The 17770-nt window shown below is 71.2% G+C and carries 15 protein-coding genes; 10 read left to right on the forward strand and 5 right to left on the reverse strand.

The window, feature by feature from the left end; all coding sequences use genetic code 11:
• Nucleotides 1-478 precede the first annotated feature (478 nt).
• Nucleotides 479-1921, forward strand: a complete 1443-nt coding sequence (locus tag ACS5PM_RS30720; protein ID WP_439391856.1) for a sulfatase-like hydrolase/transferase — start codon at nucleotides 479-481, stop codon at nucleotides 1919-1921.
• A 22-nt stretch (nucleotides 1922-1943) separates the two neighbouring features.
• Here ACS5PM_RS30720 and ACS5PM_RS30725 read toward each other — a convergent pair whose 3' ends face one another.
• Complete coding sequence (locus tag ACS5PM_RS30725) at nucleotides 1944-2858, reverse strand: alpha/beta hydrolase (RefSeq protein ID WP_439391857.1); 915 nt, start codon at nucleotides 2856-2858, stop codon at nucleotides 1944-1946.
• A 249-nt stretch (nucleotides 2859-3107) separates the two neighbouring features.
• Here ACS5PM_RS30725 and ACS5PM_RS30730 point away from each other — a divergent pair, with 249 nt between their 5' ends.
• Nucleotides 3108-3662 carry an ECF-type sigma factor gene (locus ACS5PM_RS30730; protein WP_439391858.1) on the forward strand — a complete coding sequence of 185 codons (555 nt, stop codon included), beginning with the start codon at nucleotides 3108-3110 and terminating at the stop codon, nucleotides 3660-3662.
• 238 nt (nucleotides 3663-3900) lie between these two features.
• Here ACS5PM_RS30730 and solA read toward each other — a convergent pair whose 3' ends face one another.
• Nucleotides 3901-5022 carry an N-methyl-L-tryptophan oxidase gene (gene solA / locus ACS5PM_RS30735; RefSeq protein WP_439391859.1) on the reverse strand — a complete coding sequence of 374 codons (1122 nt, stop codon included), beginning with the start codon at nucleotides 5020-5022 and terminating at the stop codon, nucleotides 3901-3903.
• 40 nt (nucleotides 5023-5062) lie between these two features.
• On the opposite strand from solA, the gene ACS5PM_RS30740 reads away from it, so the two are divergent.
• From ACS5PM_RS30740 to ACS5PM_RS30770, 7 genes are all read left to right on the forward strand, one after another.
• Nucleotides 5063-5410, forward strand: a complete 348-nt coding sequence (locus tag ACS5PM_RS30740; protein WP_439391860.1) for a hypothetical protein — start codon at nucleotides 5063-5065, stop codon at nucleotides 5408-5410.
• A gap of 78 nt (nucleotides 5411-5488) precedes the next feature.
• Nucleotides 5489-6874 carry a hypothetical protein gene (locus ACS5PM_RS30745; protein ID WP_439391861.1) on the forward strand — a complete coding sequence of 462 codons (1386 nt, stop codon included), beginning with the start codon at nucleotides 5489-5491 and terminating at the stop codon, nucleotides 6872-6874.
• 14 nt (nucleotides 6875-6888) lie between these two features.
• Nucleotides 6889-7809, forward strand: coding sequence for a metal ABC transporter substrate-binding protein (locus tag ACS5PM_RS30750; RefSeq protein ID WP_439391862.1), 921 nt, complete (start codon nucleotides 6889-6891; stop codon nucleotides 7807-7809).
• Nucleotides 7806-8579, forward strand: coding sequence for a metal ABC transporter permease (locus tag ACS5PM_RS30755; RefSeq protein WP_439391863.1), 774 nt, complete (start codon nucleotides 7806-7808; stop codon nucleotides 8577-8579). Before ACS5PM_RS30750 ends, ACS5PM_RS30755 begins: the two co-directional genes overlap by 4 nt.
• 14 nt (nucleotides 8580-8593) lie before the next feature.
• Complete coding sequence (locus ACS5PM_RS30760) at nucleotides 8594-9730, forward strand: threonine aldolase family protein (RefSeq protein ID WP_439391864.1); 1137 nt, start codon at nucleotides 8594-8596, stop codon at nucleotides 9728-9730.
• A 15-nt stretch (nucleotides 9731-9745) separates the two neighbouring features.
• Nucleotides 9746-10090 carry a hypothetical protein gene (locus tag ACS5PM_RS30765; protein ID WP_439391865.1) on the forward strand — a complete coding sequence of 115 codons (345 nt, stop codon included), beginning with the start codon at nucleotides 9746-9748 and terminating at the stop codon, nucleotides 10088-10090.
• Between the two features lie 146 nt (nucleotides 10091-10236).
• Nucleotides 10237-12330 (forward strand): TonB-dependent receptor, encoded by a 2094-nt coding sequence (locus ACS5PM_RS30770; protein WP_439391867.1) that lies wholly within the window; start codon nucleotides 10237-10239, stop codon nucleotides 12328-12330.
• A 60-nt stretch (nucleotides 12331-12390) separates the two neighbouring features.
• Here ACS5PM_RS30770 and ACS5PM_RS30775 read toward each other — a convergent pair whose 3' ends face one another.
• The 3 genes from ACS5PM_RS30775 to ACS5PM_RS30785 all read right to left on the reverse strand — a co-directional run bounded on the left by ACS5PM_RS30775 (nucleotide 12391) and on the right by ACS5PM_RS30785 (nucleotide 15833).
• The gene (locus tag ACS5PM_RS30775) at nucleotides 12391-12837 is read right to left on the reverse strand and encodes a hypothetical protein (RefSeq protein ID WP_439391868.1); all 447 of its coding nucleotides are present in this window, start codon (nucleotides 12835-12837) and stop codon (nucleotides 12391-12393) included.
• Nucleotides 12838-12968: 131 nt separating this feature from the next.
• Nucleotides 12969-14264, reverse strand: coding sequence for an NAD(P)/FAD-dependent oxidoreductase (locus tag ACS5PM_RS30780; protein ID WP_439391869.1), 1296 nt, complete (start codon nucleotides 14262-14264; stop codon nucleotides 12969-12971).
• Nucleotides 14265-14408: 144 nt separating this feature from the next.
• On the reverse strand, nucleotides 14409-15833 hold the full coding sequence (locus ACS5PM_RS30785) for a glutamine synthetase family protein (RefSeq protein ID WP_439391870.1): 1425 nt from the start codon (nucleotides 15831-15833) through the stop codon (nucleotides 14409-14411).
• 91 nt (nucleotides 15834-15924) lie between these two features.
• Between ACS5PM_RS30785 and pdxR the strand changes: the two genes are divergently transcribed.
• Nucleotides 15925-17448, forward strand: a complete 1524-nt coding sequence (gene pdxR, locus ACS5PM_RS30790) for a MocR-like pyridoxine biosynthesis transcription factor PdxR (protein ID WP_439391871.1) — start codon at nucleotides 15925-15927, stop codon at nucleotides 17446-17448.
• Nucleotides 17449-17770: the final 322 nt, after the last annotated feature.

Below are 17770 nucleotides of genomic sequence, written 5' to 3' on the forward strand. Positions count from 1 at the left end.
CGGCCTCGCCGGCCTGCGCGAACATGCGCCGCAGCGCCGGCTGGTAGGCCCGGTCGGACTCGGCCAGGCCCGCCAGCCAGTCCTGCCGCTGCTCGGGCGCCAGCGTCAGCGCCTGCTCCAGCAGCTGGCTCAGGCGAACCAGGTCTTGCGCACCTAACGCCATGTTTCCTGCCACCGTACGCGCCGCCCCTGGATCCACCACTGCCCCCTGCCTTGACCAACGTCAAAGGCTACGCGCCGCCTCGGCGCAAGTCAAAACACAAATGACGCCACAACCGCCAGGAGATGTCCTCAACGCCTGATGCATTGCGTCTGGGCAAACAGGGATCACGAACACCTTCCGCCTATCCGGCGCGTTAGGCCGCCTCGCTCCCCGACGCCCTCCCGGGCGACCCATCCCCAGGCGACCCGCTCTCAGCCCCGATGGCCGCGAGAAGGCCTGGCTTTGCCTACCTCCTGCTTTCAAGGGAGTGACCGCATGAACCGAACCCCTGGCGCGACCCGCGCCAAGACCCCCGTGCGCCCCACGCGCCGCGATGTCCTCAAGACCATGGCCACGGCCAGTCTCACCGGCCTGGCGGGGCTGACCAGCCTGCCCGGCCAGGCCCGCGTGAAGAGCGCCGGCGACTACAACATCCTCTGGCTGATGGCCGACGAACACAATCCCTTCGTTGCAGGCTTCGCAGGCGACCGCATCGTGCAGACGCCGGCCCTCGACGGCCTCGCGGCCAGGGGAACGGTCTTCGGCTGCGCCTACACGCCGGATCCGATCTGCGAATCCGCGCGACGGGCCTTCTGCGCCGGGCGGATGTCGTCCAACATCCGCCTCGACGAGCCCAACTACGAGGCCCTGGGGCCGTATTTCAGCCGCATGGGCCTTCGCACCGGATGGTTCGGAAAGCAGCACTGGGACGAGCTGAAGAACGCCTTCGATGAAGTGGGCGAGGACTGCGACAGGGTCGTGCGCCAGCGCTTCATCGACGCCGGCCTGCCCTACCCGGAGCAGACGCGGCTGGTCCGCGAGGCCTCGACCGCCTACTGGGGCACCGACCTGAACGAGGACACCGTGGCCACCGAGCAGGCCCTGGCCTTCCTGGACGCGAACGCTGGCCAGCGGTTCTTCCTCGGCGTCTCGTACGTGAAGCCGCACTTCCCCTACTGCATCCAGCCCGAGTACTTCGCGCGCTACGCCGACGTCTCCATCCCCCGCCCCCGCGTGACCCAGGCCATGCTGGACGACCTCAGCACGGCGATGAAGGGCGATCGCACGCTGTACGAGATCGACAAGCTCACCCGGGCTGAGGCGGACCGTGCCCGGCGGATGTACTACGGCATGGTCAGCTACATGGACGACCAGGTGGCCCGGGTGCTCGCCCGCCTGGACGCCCTCGGCCTGCGCGAGCGGACCATCGTGCTGTACATGTCCGACCACGGCGAGATGCTGGGACAGCACGGCATCTGGTACAAGAACACCTTTCTCGAAGGCTCGGCACGGGTCCCGGTGATCGTGTCTCTGCCCTCGGCGCTGGGCGCCCAGCTGCGCGCCGTGGACGTGCCGGTCAACACCATCGACCTGTTCCCCACGCTGTGCGAGCTCTGCGGCCTGCCACCGCCCGCCACGCTGGAGGGGCGCAGCCTGGTGCCGCTGATGAACGGCCAGGATGCCGGCCTGGACCGCGTCGCCTTCTCGGAGAACAACCGGCGCGACATCCCGGCCCGGATGATCCGCACCCGCCGCTTCAAGTACTGCTGGTACGGCGACGGCATGGAGCAGCTCTACGAGATGCGCGGACCGGAGCGCAACGCCGAAGCGAATGACCTCGTGGCCGATCCTGCGTACGCGAGCATCGTCACGAACCTGCGCAGGCGGGCATTGGCGGGCTGGAATCCCGCCGGCCTGTGGGACGGCGGCGGCGGTTGAGCGCCCCTGCAGCGTCGCCTCGCTAGCGCACGTATTGCAGGAAGAAGTCGACGACGCCGTCATAGGCCTGGCCCCGGGGAATCTGGTCGACCGCCGTGCAAGGCGCGGAAGGCGTCCGCAGCAGCAGCGTATGGCACATCGCAAGGCCGGAATCCGGGTGGTGCTCGGTGAACTCGGATGCCGTCACGAGCCGGCGGTAGAACGCGTACTCGTAGTGCAGCAGGATGGGGGGATTGGCCACCCCCGATTCGGCCACCGCGGACCCGAACAGCTCATGCTGCGGATGCCGGGCCTCATAGTCCGCCACGAAGCCGGCGCGGTCGGGCTCGACCAGGAAGCGCTCGGCCATCTCGTTGCCGCGGTAGGTGATCTGGGCGTTGTAGCCGTAGACCGCGTTGACACGCACTTGCGTGTCGCGCTGGTAGCGCAGGGCCGTCCACAAGGCGAGCGTGCCGCGCGAATGGCCCAGCAGGAAGACGTTGTCGGCGTCCAGGTTCAGTGATTCGGCATGCCCGCGGATCCAGCGCACGGCTTCCGCGATGTCATCGTGGGGAGGTGGGACGATGTAGTCGTCCTTCACCGGGTGGCGGTACTCCACGCTGATCACCGACATTCCGGCCGCGCGGGCCGGCTGCACCATCGTCAGGTAGGTGCCCTGGGTGAGGCCGATGTACTTGGTCGTCATCGCCGCATGGGCGTAGACGATCACCGGAGTCGGCGCCTGGTCGCGCGCGACGGGAAAGTAGTCGAGATCCTGCTTCAGGACCTGGCGCACCTCGGGCTCGAACCACTCGACGGCGCCCCAGGCCATGTTGCGGTAGCACTGGCAGCCTTCATTCCAGCCGTCCGCGGCCGCCGCCAGGGCCGGCATGGCGGCCAGGGCCCCGGCGGCCGCGAGCTTGCGCCCCAGCCGCGTATTCGTGGGGTCTCGACGCATGATGTCCCTCCTCGCCTGCGGAAACTTCGTCCTGTCCCAGTCAGACGCATTCGCGCCGTCGACGAGGACATGGCCGGGGCGAAAAAACGACGAATGGCCAGCATGACACCCGGGTTCCCACGGCGTCATGCCTGCTCGCCCTTGATCAGGTTGCACCCGCCACAAAGAAATGACACATGGACCTTTTCGGGGGACGCACAATCCGGGCATTGGCGCCCGTGGGCGGGCGCTCACGGGAGGAGGCTCCGCATGACGAGCCTGACTCAGCTCATCCAGCAGGTCGGCAGCGACCACCCCGCGGCCCGCGACGAACTCTTCGCCGCGGCCTACCCCGAGTTGCGCAAGCTCGCCCGCGCGCGCCTGCGCAGCGGCGGGCGCAACACCATGCTCGAGACCACGGCCCTGGTGCACGAGGCCTACCTGCGCTTCCTGGCCGCCGGCCACCTGCGTCTGGAAGATCGCAAAGCCTTCTTCGCCTATTCGTCGCGGGTGATGCGTTCGGTGATCATCGACACGGTGCGCGAACGCCAGGCCGAGCGGCGCGGCGGCGGCCAGCCCGACCTGACGCTGAACACCCAGATCCGCGACAACCTGCCCGGCGGCGAGACCGAGATCCTGCAGGTCAACGATGCCCTGCTCGCGCTGGAGCAGGCCGAACCACGCATGGCGGTGGTGGTGGAGATGCGCTATTTCGGCGGCTACTCGGACGACGAGATCGCCGAGGCGCTGGACCTCAACAAGCGCACCGTCCGGCGCGACTGGGAGAAGGCGCGGCTGCTGCTGTTCGCAGCATTGCGCGCCTAGGGCCTTCGGCCCTAGGCGCGCAAGCGCGCCCTCAACACAGCTCCCCCGAGCCCCCTCCGGGAGTGGGCTCCAGCGGCCTCTGGCCGCTGGCACTGGCCGAACGTTCGGCTCCCCCGAGCCCCCTCCGAGAGTGGGCTCCAGCCGGTTCGACAGCACCTCCCAGCCCTCCTCCATGAGGAGGGCTCCAGAGTGAATGACGAGGTCCTCAGCCAGCGGCTGGGAGCCAAGCTTCCGGCCTTCAGCGACGCGCGAAGCGGCTCAGGTCGACGCCGGGTTCGCCGTCGATCAGCCAACGGGCCAGTGCGAGGCCGAGGACGCTCGCGAACTTGAAGCCGTGGCCGGAGCAGGGGCTGGCGATCAGCACTTGGGGGTGCCCGGAGTGGCGGTCGATCCAGAAGTGGCCGTCCGGCGTGTTCGTGTACAGGCATACCGAGCTGGCCCGGAGCGGGCCGTCGGCGGCGGGGATGAAGCGGCGGACCAGCCGGCGCATCTCGTCGATCTCGGCCGGGTGTACCTCGCGGTCGACAGCGTCGGCCGTGGTCGTTCGGCCTTCGTGGTGGATGCCGACCTTCACCCCGTCGCCGACGTCGGGCAGGCCGTAGAAGTACCGGCTCGGCGACTTCTCCCACAGGTGCACCGGGCAGCGCGAGATGTCGAATGCCGGCGCCTGGGCGGCGGGCTCGAACCAGTGGAACACCTGCCGCTCGACGCTGACCGGCAGCACCTCGGGCGGCAGCAGCGTGCCGGCCCAGGCGCCGGCGGTGATGAGCAGTTGACCGGCCCGGTAACAGCCACGGTCGGTCTCGACCTTCACGCCTTCTCCATCGGCCTGCCAGCGGAGGACGCGCTCGCCGAAAGACATCTGCGCACCGTGTGCGCGTGCCAGCGCGAGCTGCGCCTCGACGCACGCCTCTGCGAACAGCACGCCGGCCCGCGGCTCCCAGACCGCCACCATGCCGGGTTCGGGTCGCAGGACGGCAAAGCGCCGGGTCACCTCGTCCGCATCGAGCATCTCGTGCGCGAGACCGTGCCGCTCGGCGCTCAGGCGTGCCCCCCGCACGAGGACGCCGTCCTGCGGGCCGATCATCAGGGCGCCGGTCTGGCGCAGCAGCGTGCGGCCGCTTTGCGCCTCCAGCTCGCGCCACAGAAGGTAGGCCTGCTGCACCAGCGGCACGTAGAGCGGATCCTCGAAGTAGGCCTCCCGGATGATGCGGGTCTGGCCATGCGAAGAACCCCAGGCATGCGGCGGCGTGAAGCGGTCGATTCCCAGCACCCGGGCGCCGCGCTGGGCCAGGTGAGAGGCGGCCGAGCTGCCCATCGCGCCCAGGCCGATGACGATGACGTCGAGCTTGGTGTGCATCGGCCGATCCTACGGCCGGGCGTAAGATCCGCGGCTTGCCATGAACCGCCCACTGCCTCGCCGACTGCCGCGCATCAGCCTGCCCTGGCTGCTGTGGCTGGCCCTGCTGCTGCCCCTGGCGCAGACGGCCGCGGCCTGGCATGAGCTGTCGCACGCCGCCTCCCAGGCGGCCGAGCAGGATGGCGACCAGAAGGCCGTGCACGCCGCCGCTTGCGGCTTGTGCCTCGCGTCTGCCGCGGTGCATGGCGCCGGCACTGCCTCGGCCACGCCCCACCTGCGGCATCCGGCCCTGGTGCAGTGGCTGCAAGCCCGGATCGGCCTGGCGGCCGCGGGCACCGCGCCGGTGCTGGGCTACCTCAGCCGCGCGCCCCCCGTCTTCTCCCGCTGATCGTTCGCACAACGCGCCGGCGTCGCCTCACAGCGGCGAGCCCGCGCCTTCCGATCCGTCCGCTGGAGTCGACCGTTCATGAACAAGCTGTTGCCGGTGGGCCTGGTGCTCGCCTTGGCGGCGCCCTGGAGCGCGCACGCCCAGACTTCCCCCGCCACCGCCGACCTGAAAGCGCTGCGCGAGGAGATCGCCGCCATGCGCAGCGCCTACGAGGCGCGCCTGCAGGACCTCGAGGCCCGGCTGAAGGCCGCTGAAGCGCAGGCTGCCAACGTTCAGCCGGCGGCCCCCGCGACGCCCGCGACGCCCTCGACTGCGGCTGCGCCCGCCCCGTCGGGCGGCGCCGGTGGCGCCAACGCCTTCAACCCCGCCATGTCGCTCATCCTCTCGGGCGGCTACACCCGCAGCTCGCAGGATCCGGCGCAGTGGCGCCTCAGCGGCTTCCAGCGGCCGCAGGCGGGCGAGATCGGCCCCGGCGACCGCGGTTTCAACCTGGCCGAATCCGAGCTCGGCCTGGCCGCCAGCATCGACCCCTGGCTGCGCGGAGTGGCCAACATCGCGCTCGCCCCGGACAACGAGGTCGAGGTCGAGGAGGCCTACATCCAGACCACCGCCCTGGGCGAAGGCTTCAGCCTCAAGGCCGGCCGCTTCCTGTCCGGCATCGGCTACCTGAACTCGCAGCACAGCCACACCTGGGACTTTGCCGACGCGCCGCTGGCCTACCAGGCCTTCCTGGGCGGGCAGCACGGCGACGACGGCCTGCAGCTGAGCTGGCTGGCGCCCACCGACCAGTTCATCGAGCTGGGCCTGGAGCTGGGCCGCGGGCGCGGCTTCCCGGGCGGCGACAACAGCCGCAACGGCATCGGCATGGCGGCCTTCAGCGCCCACACCGGCGGCGACGTCGGCGACAGCCACAGCTGGCGCGCCGGGCTGTCGGTGCTGAATGCCCAGGCCGACGGCCTCGGCCTGGTGGGCGACGGCGCCGACGGCAGCCCGCTCGCTGCCGCCTTCAGCGGCCACACCCGCGTCTGGGTGGCCGACGGCGTGTGGAAGTGGGCGCCCGACGGCAACGCCACGCGCACCAACTTCAAGCTGCAAGGCGAGTACATGCAAAGCCGCCGCAGCGGCGAGCTGACGCCCGACGGCGCCAGCACCGCCGCCTACCGCTCGACCCAGTCCGGCTGGTACCTGCAGGGCGTGTGGCAGTTCGTGCCCCGCTGGCGGCTGGGCGTGCGCACCGAGCAGCTCGACGGCGGCACGCCGGACTACGGCGCCAACAGCGCCCTTTACGCGCTGCCCAGCTACACGCCGCGCAAGACCAGCCTGATGCTGGACTTCAACCCCAGCGAGTTCTCGCGCGTGCGCCTGCAGTGGGCGCAGGACCGGTCGCGCCAGGGCGCGGCCGACAACCAGCTGATGCTGCAGTACCAGATGAGCCTCGGCGCGCACGGCGCCCACAGCTTCTGAACGAGGAGTCCCCGATGAAGAAGTCCTTCCTGACTCTTGCCCTGGCGACTTCCTCGCTGCTGCTTTCCCTGCCCGCCCAGGCGGCCCTGCGTGTCTTCGCCTGCGAGCCCGAGTGGGGCGCGCTCGCGCAGGAGCTCGGCGGCGACCTGGTCGACGTGAGCGTGGCCACCAGTGCGCTGCAGGACCCGCACCAGATCCAGGCCAAGCCGAGCCTGATCGCCCGCACGCGCAATGCCGACCTCGTCGTCTGCACCGGCGCCGAGCTCGAGATCGGCTGGCTGCCGGTGCTGCTGCAGCAGGCCGGCAATGCCAAGGTCCAGCCGGGGCAGCCCGGCCACTTCGCCGCGGCGGACGTGGTGCGCAAGCTCGAGGTGCCCACGCAGCTCGATCGCGCCCAGGGCGACGTGCACGCCGCCGGCAACCCGCACATCCAGACCGATCCGCGCAACATCGCCCAGGTCGCCACCGCCCTCGCCGCGCGGCTGCAGCAGGTCGACCCGGCTCACGCCGCGGACTACGCGCGGCGCGCAGCCGACTTCAGCCAGCGCTGGCAGCAGGCGATGGCCCGCTGGAACACCCAGGCCGCGCCACTGAAGGGCCTGCCCGTCGTCTCGCAGCACAAGGCCTTCGTCTACCTCTACGACTGGCTGGGCCTGAAGGAGGTGGCGGTGCTGGAGCCCAAGCCCGGCGTAGAGCCAAGCGCGGCCCATCTGCAGGGCGTGCTGGCCACGCTCAAGGGCACGCCGGCGCGGATGGTGATCCACGCGGCCTACCAGGACCCACGCCCCTCGGAGTGGCTGAGCAGGAACGCCGGCATCCCGGCGGTCAAGCTGGCCTTCACGGTGGGCGGCACGCCGGGCGCCAAGGATCTTTTCGGCCTGTTCGACGACACGCTGTCGCAGCTGCTGGCCGCGGCGGCAGGCCCGGCGAAATGAACTGGAGCGCGCTCGATGCGGGCATCCTCGGCCCGGCCCTCGCCGCCGGCCTGCTGGTGCTGCTGACCCACGTCCCGCTCGGCACCCAGGTGCTGGACCGAGGCATCGTCTTCATCGACCTCGCGATCGCGCAGATCGCCGGCCTCGGCGTGATCGCGGCCGATGCGATGGGCCTGCCCGAAGGCGGCGTGGCCGTGCAGGCGGCTGCCGTCTGTGCCGCTCTTCTGGGCGCGCTGCTGCTCACCTGGACCGAGAAGAAGCTGCCCGAGCAGCAGGAGGCGCTGATCGGCGTGATGTTCATCCTCGCCGCGTGCGCCGGCATCCTGCTCCTGGCCGGCAACCCGCACGGCGGCGAGCACCTCAAGGAGCTGCTGGTCGGACAGATCCTGTGGGTCACCACCTCCCAGCTGGCCTGGCTGGCGGGCCTTACCGCGGTGCTGGTCGCGGCCCTCGGCTTCGGGCTGGTGCGGCGTCTCGGCCGCTTCGGTTTCTACGGCGTCTTCGCGCTGGCGGTGACGGCGTCGGTGCAGCTGGTCGGCGTGTACCTCGTCTTCTCCAGCCTCATCATCCCGGCGCTGGCCACTCGCGGGCTGCAGGGCCCGCGCCGCCACTTCGTCGGCTATGCGCTCGGCGCAGCCGGCTACGCGGCCGGACTGGCCCTGTCGGCGCTGTGGGACCTGCCCTCTGGCGCGGTGATCGTCTGGGCGCTGGCGGCAGCGGGCTTGGTGGTCGCGCTGCTGATGCCATCGCGCGCGGCGCGCGCTGCCTGAAGGATGATCGATCGATGCAAGCTCCACTGACCCGAAGCGCCGCCGACCTGAACGCCGCCCGGGATGCCTGCTCGGCCTGGCTGAGCGGCCACCTGCCGCGACGCTCGATGCGCGAGGCGCTGACTGAACTCGCGGCGCTGCCGCAGGCCGAGGGCGGCCTCGACCAGTACGGCGAGGGCGCGCTGATCGACCTCCTGCAGCGCCGCGTGGCGACTCTCGTGGGCAAGCCGGCGGCGCTGTTCATGCACAAGGGCGTGGCCGCGCAACTGGCCGCCCTGCGCGTGTGGGCCGCGGATCGGCCGCACGCGCCCGTGGCGCTTCATCGCCAGTCCCACATCGAGCTGGACGAATCACTGGCCTACGAGCAGCTGATGGGCCTGCGCAGCCTGCGGGTCGGCGGCATCGACCAGCCGCTGCAGGTCGACGACCTGCGGGCCCTGGCTGTCGAGCGGCCTTCGGCGGTCGTCGCCGAACTCCCGCTGCGCCGCGGCGGCTACCGACTGCCCCCTTGGGACGATCTGGTCGCGCTGAGCCTGTGGTGCCGCGAGCACCAGGTGCCCTTGCACTTCGACGGCGCCCGGCTGTGGGAGGCCTCGCCTTTCTACGGCCGCGAACCGGCCGCGATAGCCGCCCTGGCCGACTCGGTCTACGTCTCGTTCTACAAGGGGCTGGGCGGCCTGGGGGGCTGCGTGCTCGCCGGATCCGAGGACTTCATCGCCCGCGTCAGGCCCTGGCAGACGCGCCTGGCCGGCAACCTCTACACCGTGTTCCCCTACGTGCTTTCGGCCATGGCCGGCCTGGACCGGCACCTGCCTCGCATGGCCGCCTACCGTGAGCGGGCGCTGGGCCTGGCCCAGGCGCTGGCGCGTGTGCCAGGGGCGCGTATCGCCCCTGAACCGCCGCAGACCAACTCGTTCCAGCTGCACCTGCCGGTGGAGCGGGCGCGGCTCGATGCCGCCCTGGCGTCGCAGGCCCAGGCCAGCGGCTTCTGGGTGGCGGGTCGCAGCGCCCACTCGATCTGGCCGGGCCACGCGATGATCGAGGTGGTCGTCGGCGACGCCGCCGACCACTGGACCGACGCCCAGGCGGCCGGCCACGTCGAGGCGGTCCTGCGGGTCGCCCAGGCGGGCGATGCACGGGCCTCGGGCTAGGCACCGCGGCTTGCGATGAACCCCCTGCGCTCTCGCCATCGACCCCGCATCAGCCTGCCCTGGCTGCTGTGGCTGGCCCTGCTGCTGCCGCTGGCGCAGACCGCGGCGGCATGGCATGAGCTGTCGCACGCCGCCGCGAGGGCTGCCGAAGAGGACGGCGACCAGAAGGCCGTCCACGTCGCCGCCTGCGGCCTGTGCCTGGCCTCGGCCGCTGTGCAGGGCGCCGGCCCGGCCTCGGCCCTGCCGGTCGTGCCGCATCCGCCGCTGGCGCAGTGGCTGCAGGCCCCTCAGGGCACGGCAGCGGCGGGCTCTGCCCCGTCGCTGGGCTACCAGAGCCGCGCGCCGCCCCGGCGCGCCTGACCCTCTGCGCCGCGCCTTCCGCGCGGTTTTTTCGCCATGCCCGACCGCCACGCCTCGCCGCGTGGCGCGTCGGCGAACGCCTCCGCCGCCTTGCGCGGCCCGATCACGCCGTGCCGGTGACGCCCGTCGCCGGCCCGACCACGTCCATGAACACACGCCTTCCTTTCTCCCGCGCTTCCTCCGCTTCCTCCTTCCCCACCCGCCCCCGCGCCGTGGCACTGGCCGCCGCCCTGGCCGCCCTGGTCCCCGCCGCCGGCTGGGCCCAGTCGACGGTCGCTGCCACGGCCTCCGGAGGCACCCAGACCATCGTCGTCACTGGCAACCCGCTGGCGAGCGACGACATCGCCGCGCCCTCCACCACGCTCGGCGGAGACAAGCTGACGCTGCGCCGCGGCAGCTCCCTCGGCGAGACCCTGGACGGCCTGCCCGGCGTGTCCGCCAGCTACTTCGGGCCCAATGCCAACCGCCCGGTCATCCGCGGCCAGGACGGCGACCGCATCCGCGTGATGAGCAACGCCGGTGCTTCGCTGGATGCCTCCAGCCTGAGCTATGACCACGCCGTGCCCATCGATCCGCTGGTGGTCGAGCGCATCGAGGTGCTGCGCGGGCCGGCCGCGCTGCTGTACGGCGGCAGCGCCGTCGGCGGCGTGGTCAACGCGATCGACAACCGCATCCCGCGCGAGTCGATCGACGGCGTCAAGGGCGCCGCCGAAGTGCGGCTCGGCGGCCCGGCCGACGAGCGCGGCGCCAGCGCCCTCGTCGAGACGGGCGGCAACGGCTTCGCGCTGCACGCCGACGGCTTCTGGCGCCAGACCGACGACATGCGGGTGCCCGAGTTCAACCGCCCGATGGACGACGGCAGCACCGAGCGCCGCGACCGCATCCGCGATTCGGCCAGCGAGGCCAAGGGTGGCGCGGTGGGCGGCTCGTTCGTGTGGGATCACGGCTACCTCGGCGCCGCCGCCGATGCCTACCGCAACGACTACGGTGCGGTGGCCGAGGAAGGCGTCGTCATCCACATGAAGCGCGACAAGCTGGCCCTGGCCGGCGAGGTGCGCGACCTGGACGGCTTCTTCACCACCGTGCGCGGCCAGCTGGCGCAAACGAGCTACCAGCACCAGGAGGTCGAGGCCAGCGGCGAGGTCGGCACCACCTTCAAGAACGACGGCTTCGACTACCGCGTCGAGGCCGTCCACCGCAAGCTGACCCTCGCCGGCGGCGAGCTGGAGGGCGTCTTCGGCCTGCAGGGCGAAAGCTCCACCTTCGAGGCGCTGGGCGAGGAAGGCTTCGTGCCCACCACCCACAGCCACCAGGCCGCCTTCTTCGCGCTCGAGCAATGGAGGCTGCAGGCGCTTCAGCTGAGTGCCGGCCTGCGCTACGAGCATGACCACGTCGACTCCGAAGGCGATGCCGAGGACGCCGCGCAAGAGAAGTTCGGCCCGCCGCAGCAGCGCAGCTTCTCGCCGCTCAACGCCTCGGTGGGCGTCACCTATGCGCTGGATCGCGAGTGGCAGCTCTCGTCCAACCTCTCTTACACCGAGCGCGCGCCGGTCAGCTACGAGATCTACGCCAACGGCATCCATGCCGCCACCGGCACCTACGAGCGCGGCAATCTGGACCAGGACATGGAGCGCGGCCGCCACCTCGACCTCGGTCTGCAGTGGAAACGCGGCGACACGCACTTGAAGGCCAGCACCTTCTACAGCCGCTTCAGCAACTACATTGCGCTGCAGGCCACCGGCGAGCCGGATGTCGTGGACGAAGGCGAATCCTTCCCGGTCTACGAGTTCCGCGGCGTTCCGGCCCGGCTCTATGGCTTCGAGCTGGAAGGGCAGACGCGACTGCTGGATGGCGCCCATCGGCTCGACCTCGACGGACACGCCGACTGGATCCGCGGTGACGACCTGGCCAGCCACGAGCCGCTGCCGCGGCTGGCGCCGCTGCGCCTCACGGCGGGCCTGACCTGGCAGTTCGGCGACTGGTCCGCCCGAGCCGAAGTGCAGCACGCCGAGAAGCAGGACCGGGTGCCGTCGAACGACACGGCCACTCCTGCCTGGACGATGCTGAATCTCTCGGCCAGCTACCGCGTGCGCCTGGGCCAGGCCGATGGCCTGGTGTTCGCCAAGCTGAACAACGTGACGGACGAGCTGGCCTACAACGCCACGACCATCTCCACCGTTCGCGACCTGGCGCCCCTGCCAGGGCGCGGGCTGATGGCGGGCTTGAGGATGAACTTCTAGGACCGGCGGGAAGAGGCGCAGGGGCTCGTCCCTTCCGCCCTCTTCTGCGCAGGCTGGCCGCTACTTGAGCTGCAACTCCTGCAGCTGCATGTTGCCGACCAGCTTGCGCATCACCTTGCGCTCGCCCGAGGCCGCATCCATCTTGTGGGCGTCGCTGGCCAGCATGGCCTCGATCTTCTTCTGCAGCGCCAACTGCTGGGCGTTGGAGTAGTAATCCTTGTACTCGACGGCCAGGATCAGGTCGGGCTCGTCCTTGCGTGCGTCATTGACCGTGAAGACGTGGTACGAGACGACCATGCCCTCCTTCTTGCCCAGCTCGTTGATCTTGCGCCAGTTGCCGGCGAGGTAGTCGACGTACTTCTCGAACTGGCCCGGCTCGACCTGGATGCTCGAGAACTGCCATACCGTGCCCGGTGTGTAGCTCGACTCCTGCGCAAGGGCCGACACAGACGTGATCGACAAGGCGGCGGCCAGCATGGTCGCGCCGAAATAACCCTCCAGCTTCATGGCATTGCTCCTCGGGTTGATGTGACGCGCCCGGCGGGCCGCAGGGCGCCATGGCAGTGTAGGCAGCCGCTGCGGGCGAACCAACGCCATCGGACCAGGAGGGGAATGCCGGGGGCGAAACCGGCTGCAGGTCAGACGAGGTCGCGAACCCGGTACCAGCCCATGCCGACGGCCTGCATGAGGCCGCCCAGGCGCTCGCCGCCCGGGAACGGCGGGTTGACGATGCCCTGGAACCAGTCCAGCCGCTCGGTGCGGCCCTGCATGGCCTCGGTGACCAGGGTGGCGGCGACCCGCGTGGGCACCAGGCCGTGGCCGCAGAAGCCCTGGGCCCAGAAGATGCGGTCGTCGCGGCGGCCCCAGTCCGGCATGCGGCGCATGGTGATGTCGATGTGGCCGCCCCAGGCGTAGTCCATCTTCGCGGTCTTCAGCGACGGGAAGGCGCGCAGGATGTTGGTCTTCATCGCCTCGGGCAGGTTCAGCGGCGTGCCGCCGAGGTAGGTGCACTTGCCGCCGAAAAGCAGCCGGTGGTCGGCGGTGGTGCGGAAGTACTCGAGGATGAACTGGTTGTCGTAGACCGCGTGGTTGTGCGGGATGAGGCTGCGGCAGGCCGACTCGCCCAGCACCTCGGTCACGCCGATGAAGGTCCCCACGGGCAGCATGCGGGCGGCCAGCTTGCGCTCGACCTTGTCGACATAGGCGTTGGCGCCCAGCACCAGCTGGTCGCACTTCACCGCCATGCCGCCAGCGACACGGACAGTGACGCTCCCCGGACCCTCTTCGTAGCCCTCGACACGGCTCTGCTCGAAGATCCGCACGCCCGCCGCCTCGACGGCGCGCGCCAGCCCGAGCACGTACTTCAGCGGGTGGATGTGCGCGCCTTCGGGGTCGATGATGCCGGCCTGGTAGCGCGAGGAGTTCAGGAACTTCGGCAGCTCGGCCTTGTCGACGAACTGCAGCCGGCGGTAGCCCCACTCGGTCTCGCATTCCTCGATCCAGTCGGTCAGGTCGGCTACGCGGCGCGGCAGCACCGCCACCTCCAGGTGGCCCTCGACGAGGTCGCAATCGATCCGCTCGTCGGCCATCAGGCCCCGGATCTGCTGCACCGCGCGGCGCGACTCGTCGAACATCTCGCGGGCCCGCTCCTGGCCCATCACGCCCTTGAGCCGCTGCATGCCGCAGGGAAAGCCGATGATCATCTGCCCGCCATTGCGGCCGGAGGCACCCCAGCCCACCCGACTGGCCTCTAGCACCACGACCTTCTTGCCGGCGCGCGCCAGCTCCAGCGCGCAGTACAGGCCGAAGAAGCCGGCACCGACGACGCAGACGTCGGCCGTCATCGACTCGGCCAGCGCCGGGCGCTCGACCTGCCACTCGCGCGAGGTGGCGGCGTAGTAGGTGTCGGTGTGCTGCGGGCTGCTGCGGAACATTGAAGGCTTTCTGACAAAGGCCGACTCACCGTGCATCGGAAGGCGAAACGCACAGGGAACCAAGGGCCTTGCGCGGAACCGGCTTTGCCGGGCCGCTGCAAGAGCCCCCTTGGGGGGTAGCGACCGGAAGGAAGCTTGGGGGCCTCATGCCAGTTCTATGAGGTGGACCAGGTCCCATTGCTGGCGCGGGTCGGCCAGCGCGTGGCGCTCGGCGTGTTCGTGGCGCTTGATGGCGACGTAGGCGTCGACCAGCGGCGCGCCGAAGAGCTCGCGCAGGGCCGCGCTGGCTTCGAGCGCATCGAGCGCCGCGGGCAGCGTGCGCGGCAGGGCGTGAGCCTCGTCGGCACCGGGGTGCGGTGCCTGCGCTGCACGCAGGCCAACCAGGCCCAGCCCCAGCGTGGCCGCGACGGTGAGATACGGATTGGCGTCGCCGCCGGGCAGGCGGTTCTCGACTCGGCGCGAAGCCGGGCCCGACGCGGGGATGCGGAACGCGAGCGAGCGGTCTTCGCCGCCCCAGCTGGCATGCGAGGGCGAGGCGTCCGACAAGGCGATGCGGTCGTAGGCCATGTCGTGCGGCGCGAAGAAAGCCATCGCCGCCGGGGTGTGCCGCTGCAGGCCGGCAATGAAGTGGCCGAGGGCCTCGCTCGACTCGCCGCTCTCGTGGGCGAACAGGTGCGGCCATTCGGCGCCGGCGCCGGCGCCGGCGCTGCCGCCGCGCCGCTGCACGCTGAAGTGCCAGTGCATGCCGGTGCCCGGCTGGTCGAGGAAAGGCTTGGCCGCGAAGCTCGCCAGGAAGCCATGGCGGGCGGCAACCTCGCGTGCCAGGCGCTTGAAGCGGAACACCGCGTCGGCCTGGGCCAGCGGCGCGCCGGGGTGGAAGTTCACTTCGAACTGCGACAGCGCCGATTCGTGGGCGTGGCCGGACAGCGGAATGCCGAGCGCCTCGCTGGCCGCGTAGAGCTCGTCGAAGTAGGCCTCGAAATGGCTCGCACGTTCGAGCGAGAAGGCCTCGCATGCGGCCTCGCGCGCCGGCGCACCGGGCCTGGCTCGGGCACTGGCGAGGGTGACGCGGCCGGCGGCCTCTTCGCGGTGCAGCAGGAACAACTCCAGCTCGGGCGCCACCCGCGCCTGCAGGCCGGCGGCCTCGAAGGCGGCGAGCACGCGGCGAAGCGCGGCCCGTGGCGACAGTTCGGCGGCGTCGATCTCGCGGCCGTGATGATCGGACCACCAGCGCCCTGCCGGCTCGCAGACCACCGTTGCCTCGCCGGGGCGGCCGGGGCGCGGGGCGAGCGTGGCCAGGTCCGGCCTCAGGTGCATGTCGATGTAGCTGGCGGGCAGCATCGGGCCGAACACCGCTTCCGGCTCGCCGGCCGTCAGCGTCAGACCCAGGGCGACCGAGGGCAGCCGGCAGCCGCCGAGCGACAGGAAGTCCTCACGGTGCACCCGCTTGCCGCGCGCCAGGGAGGTGAAATCTCCCAGGGCGCATTCCACGGCTTTCGCGCCGACGCGCTCCAGCGCCGCCTCGGCCTGGGCACGTTCGAAGGGGGGCAGCGGGCTGATGAAATCCATGGACAGGGGGAACGGATGACGGCGAACCCCGATGATAGGATCCAAGTGGACCAGTGTGATGGTCCACTTTCCATGAACCCGATTGGTCCATTTGAACGACGCTGAGCCCACCGACTCGCTGGCCGAATGGCTCGCCGGCCGACCCACAGCCGCCGGGCAGACGTTGGGTGCGCGCCTGGCGCAGGGGCTGCGCGAAGCCGTCCTGCAAGGCGTGGTCGCGCCCGGCCAGCGGCTGCCAGCGACGCGGGCCCTGGCCGAGCGCCTGGGCGTGGCACGCAACACCCTGGTGGCGGTGTACGCGCAGCTGGCCGCCGAGGGCTTCGTCGTCGCCGGCCAGGGGTCGGGGACCTATGCCTGCCGCGTGACGCCCGAGCAGGTGAGCGCCCGGCCCGCCAGCAAGGCAGCCCCCGCTCCGGGCCGACTCACCGCGCCCGCCCTGTCCGCCCGCGGCCGGCGCTATCAGGGCCATCCTCTGCACCGCTTCTGGGCCCGGCAGCCCTTCTGCCCGGGCGGCTTCGATGCCGAGCTGTTTCCTCACGCGCTGTGGAACCGCCTGCTGGCGCAGCCCCTGCGCCAGGCCGACGCGGCCCTGCTCGCCGCGGGTGAGCCGGGCGGCGCACCGGCGCTGCGGGAGGCCATTGCACAGCACGTTCGAACCACCCGCGGAGTGCGCTGCGAGAGCCGCCAGGTCATCGTCACCGACAGCACCGCGCAGTCGCTGGACCTCATCGCCCGGCTGCTGTGCGATCCGGGCGACGCGGTGTGGATCGAGAACCCCTGCTATTGGGGGGCCAGCCAGGCCTTGGCCGACCTGGGGCTGTCGCTGCAAGCGATGGACGTCGACGACGACGGGATGCCGGTGCCGCCCGCCCCTGCGCGAGGCGCACCCCGGCCGCGGCTGGCCTACCTCACGCCATCTCACCAGTTCCCCACCGGTGCAGTGATGCCGCTGGCCCGCCGGCTCGATTGGCTGGCCCATGCCCGCGAGCACGGCACGCTGCTGGTCGAGGACGACTACGACAGCGAGTACCGCTACACCGGCATGCCCTTCCCGTCGCTGCAGGGACTGGACAGCGACACCGCCGGTGGCCAGCGCGTGCTCTACCTCGGCAGCTTCAGCAAGACCATGTACCCCGGCATCCGGGTCGGCTTCCTCGTCGTGCCGGCCGGCCTGGCGAGCGTCTTCGGCGATGCCTCCGCCGACTTCTACCGCGACGGCGACCAGCTGGTGCAACAGGCGCTGGCCCGCTTCATCGCCGAAGGCCACTATGGCTCTCACGTCCGCGCCCTGCGCCGCGAGTACGGCGCCCGGCGCGAAGCCCTGGTCCAGGCCTTGTGGCGGGCCGTGCCGGAGTTGATGGCCGACCCCTCGCGCCTGCGATTGCTGGGCGGCGCACGGGGGGTCCATCTGGCGCTGGCGCTGCCGGCGCGTGTCGACGACCAGATGCTCGCCACTCGTTGCGCAGCGCTGGGCGTCAGCGTGATCCCGCTGTCGGCTTATTGCGTCGGCCGATCGCACCGCGGCCTGGTGCTCTCCTATGCCGGATGCGCCCCCGAACGCATAGCCCCGCTGGTCGGCCGGCTGGCGCCGGCCTTGCGGGCCACCCTCGGCTGACCGGCTATCGCATCGGCGGTGGCGAAGGCGCCGGGACTGGGGCCGGCACCGGCGGCATGGGTGCCGAGGCGGCCGAAGCGGGAGGCTGAGGCACCACCGGGGTCGGTGACGGCAACGGCGAGGGCTGCGGAACCGGGGTCGGCGTCGGCAGCGGCACCGGTGCAGGATTCGGAGTAGGCACCGGTGTGGGCGTGGGCAGGGGCGAAGGTTGCGGCGGCTGCGGCGTCGGGTTAGGACCCGGAACCGGCGAGGGAACAGGGACCGGCGCGGGGTGCGGGGCGGGGGCGGAGACGGCCGGCATCGAGGCGGCCGCCGCCAGCAT

The organism is Ideonella flava (assembly GCF_051857595.1).
Taxonomy (GTDB): Bacteria; Pseudomonadota; Gammaproteobacteria; order Burkholderiales; family Burkholderiaceae_C; genus Ideonella.

Bases quoted from the DNA above. Each gene is read 5' to 3' on its own strand.
- ACS5PM_RS30720 (WP_439391856.1), top strand. From the start codon at position 479: ATGAACCGAACCCCTGGCGCGACCCGCGCCAAGACCCCCGTGCGCCCC.
- ACS5PM_RS30725 (WP_439391857.1), bottom strand. From the start codon at position 2,858: ATGCGTCGAGACCCCACGAATACGCGGCTGGGGCGCAAGCTCGCGGCC.
- ACS5PM_RS30785 (WP_439391870.1), bottom strand. From the start codon at position 15,833: ATGGATTTCATCAGCCCGCTGCCCCCCTTCGAACGTGCCCAGGCCGAG.
- solA (WP_439391859.1), bottom strand. From the start codon at position 5,022: ATGCACACCAAGCTCGACGTCATCGTCATCGGCCTGGGCGCGATGGGC.
- ACS5PM_RS30740 (WP_439391860.1), top strand. From the start codon at position 5,063: ATGAACCGCCCACTGCCTCGCCGACTGCCGCGCATCAGCCTGCCCTGG.
- ACS5PM_RS30745 (WP_439391861.1), top strand. From the start codon at position 5,489: ATGAACAAGCTGTTGCCGGTGGGCCTGGTGCTCGCCTTGGCGGCGCCC.
- ACS5PM_RS30755 (WP_439391863.1), top strand. From the start codon at position 7,806: ATGAACTGGAGCGCGCTCGATGCGGGCATCCTCGGCCCGGCCCTCGCC.
- ACS5PM_RS30770 (WP_439391867.1), top strand. From the start codon at position 10,237: ATGAACACACGCCTTCCTTTCTCCCGCGCTTCCTCCGCTTCCTCCTTC.
- ACS5PM_RS30760 (WP_439391864.1), top strand. From the start codon at position 8,594: ATGCAAGCTCCACTGACCCGAAGCGCCGCCGACCTGAACGCCGCCCGG.
- ACS5PM_RS30750 (WP_439391862.1), top strand. From the start codon at position 6,889: ATGAAGAAGTCCTTCCTGACTCTTGCCCTGGCGACTTCCTCGCTGCTG.
- ACS5PM_RS30765 (WP_439391865.1), top strand. From the start codon at position 9,746: ATGAACCCCCTGCGCTCTCGCCATCGACCCCGCATCAGCCTGCCCTGG.
- ACS5PM_RS30730 (WP_439391858.1), top strand. From the start codon at position 3,108: ATGACGAGCCTGACTCAGCTCATCCAGCAGGTCGGCAGCGACCACCCC.
- ACS5PM_RS30780 (WP_439391869.1), bottom strand. From the start codon at position 14,264: ATGTTCCGCAGCAGCCCGCAGCACACCGACACCTACTACGCCGCCACC.
- ACS5PM_RS30775 (WP_439391868.1), bottom strand. From the start codon at position 12,837: ATGAAGCTGGAGGGTTATTTCGGCGCGACCATGCTGGCCGCCGCCTTG.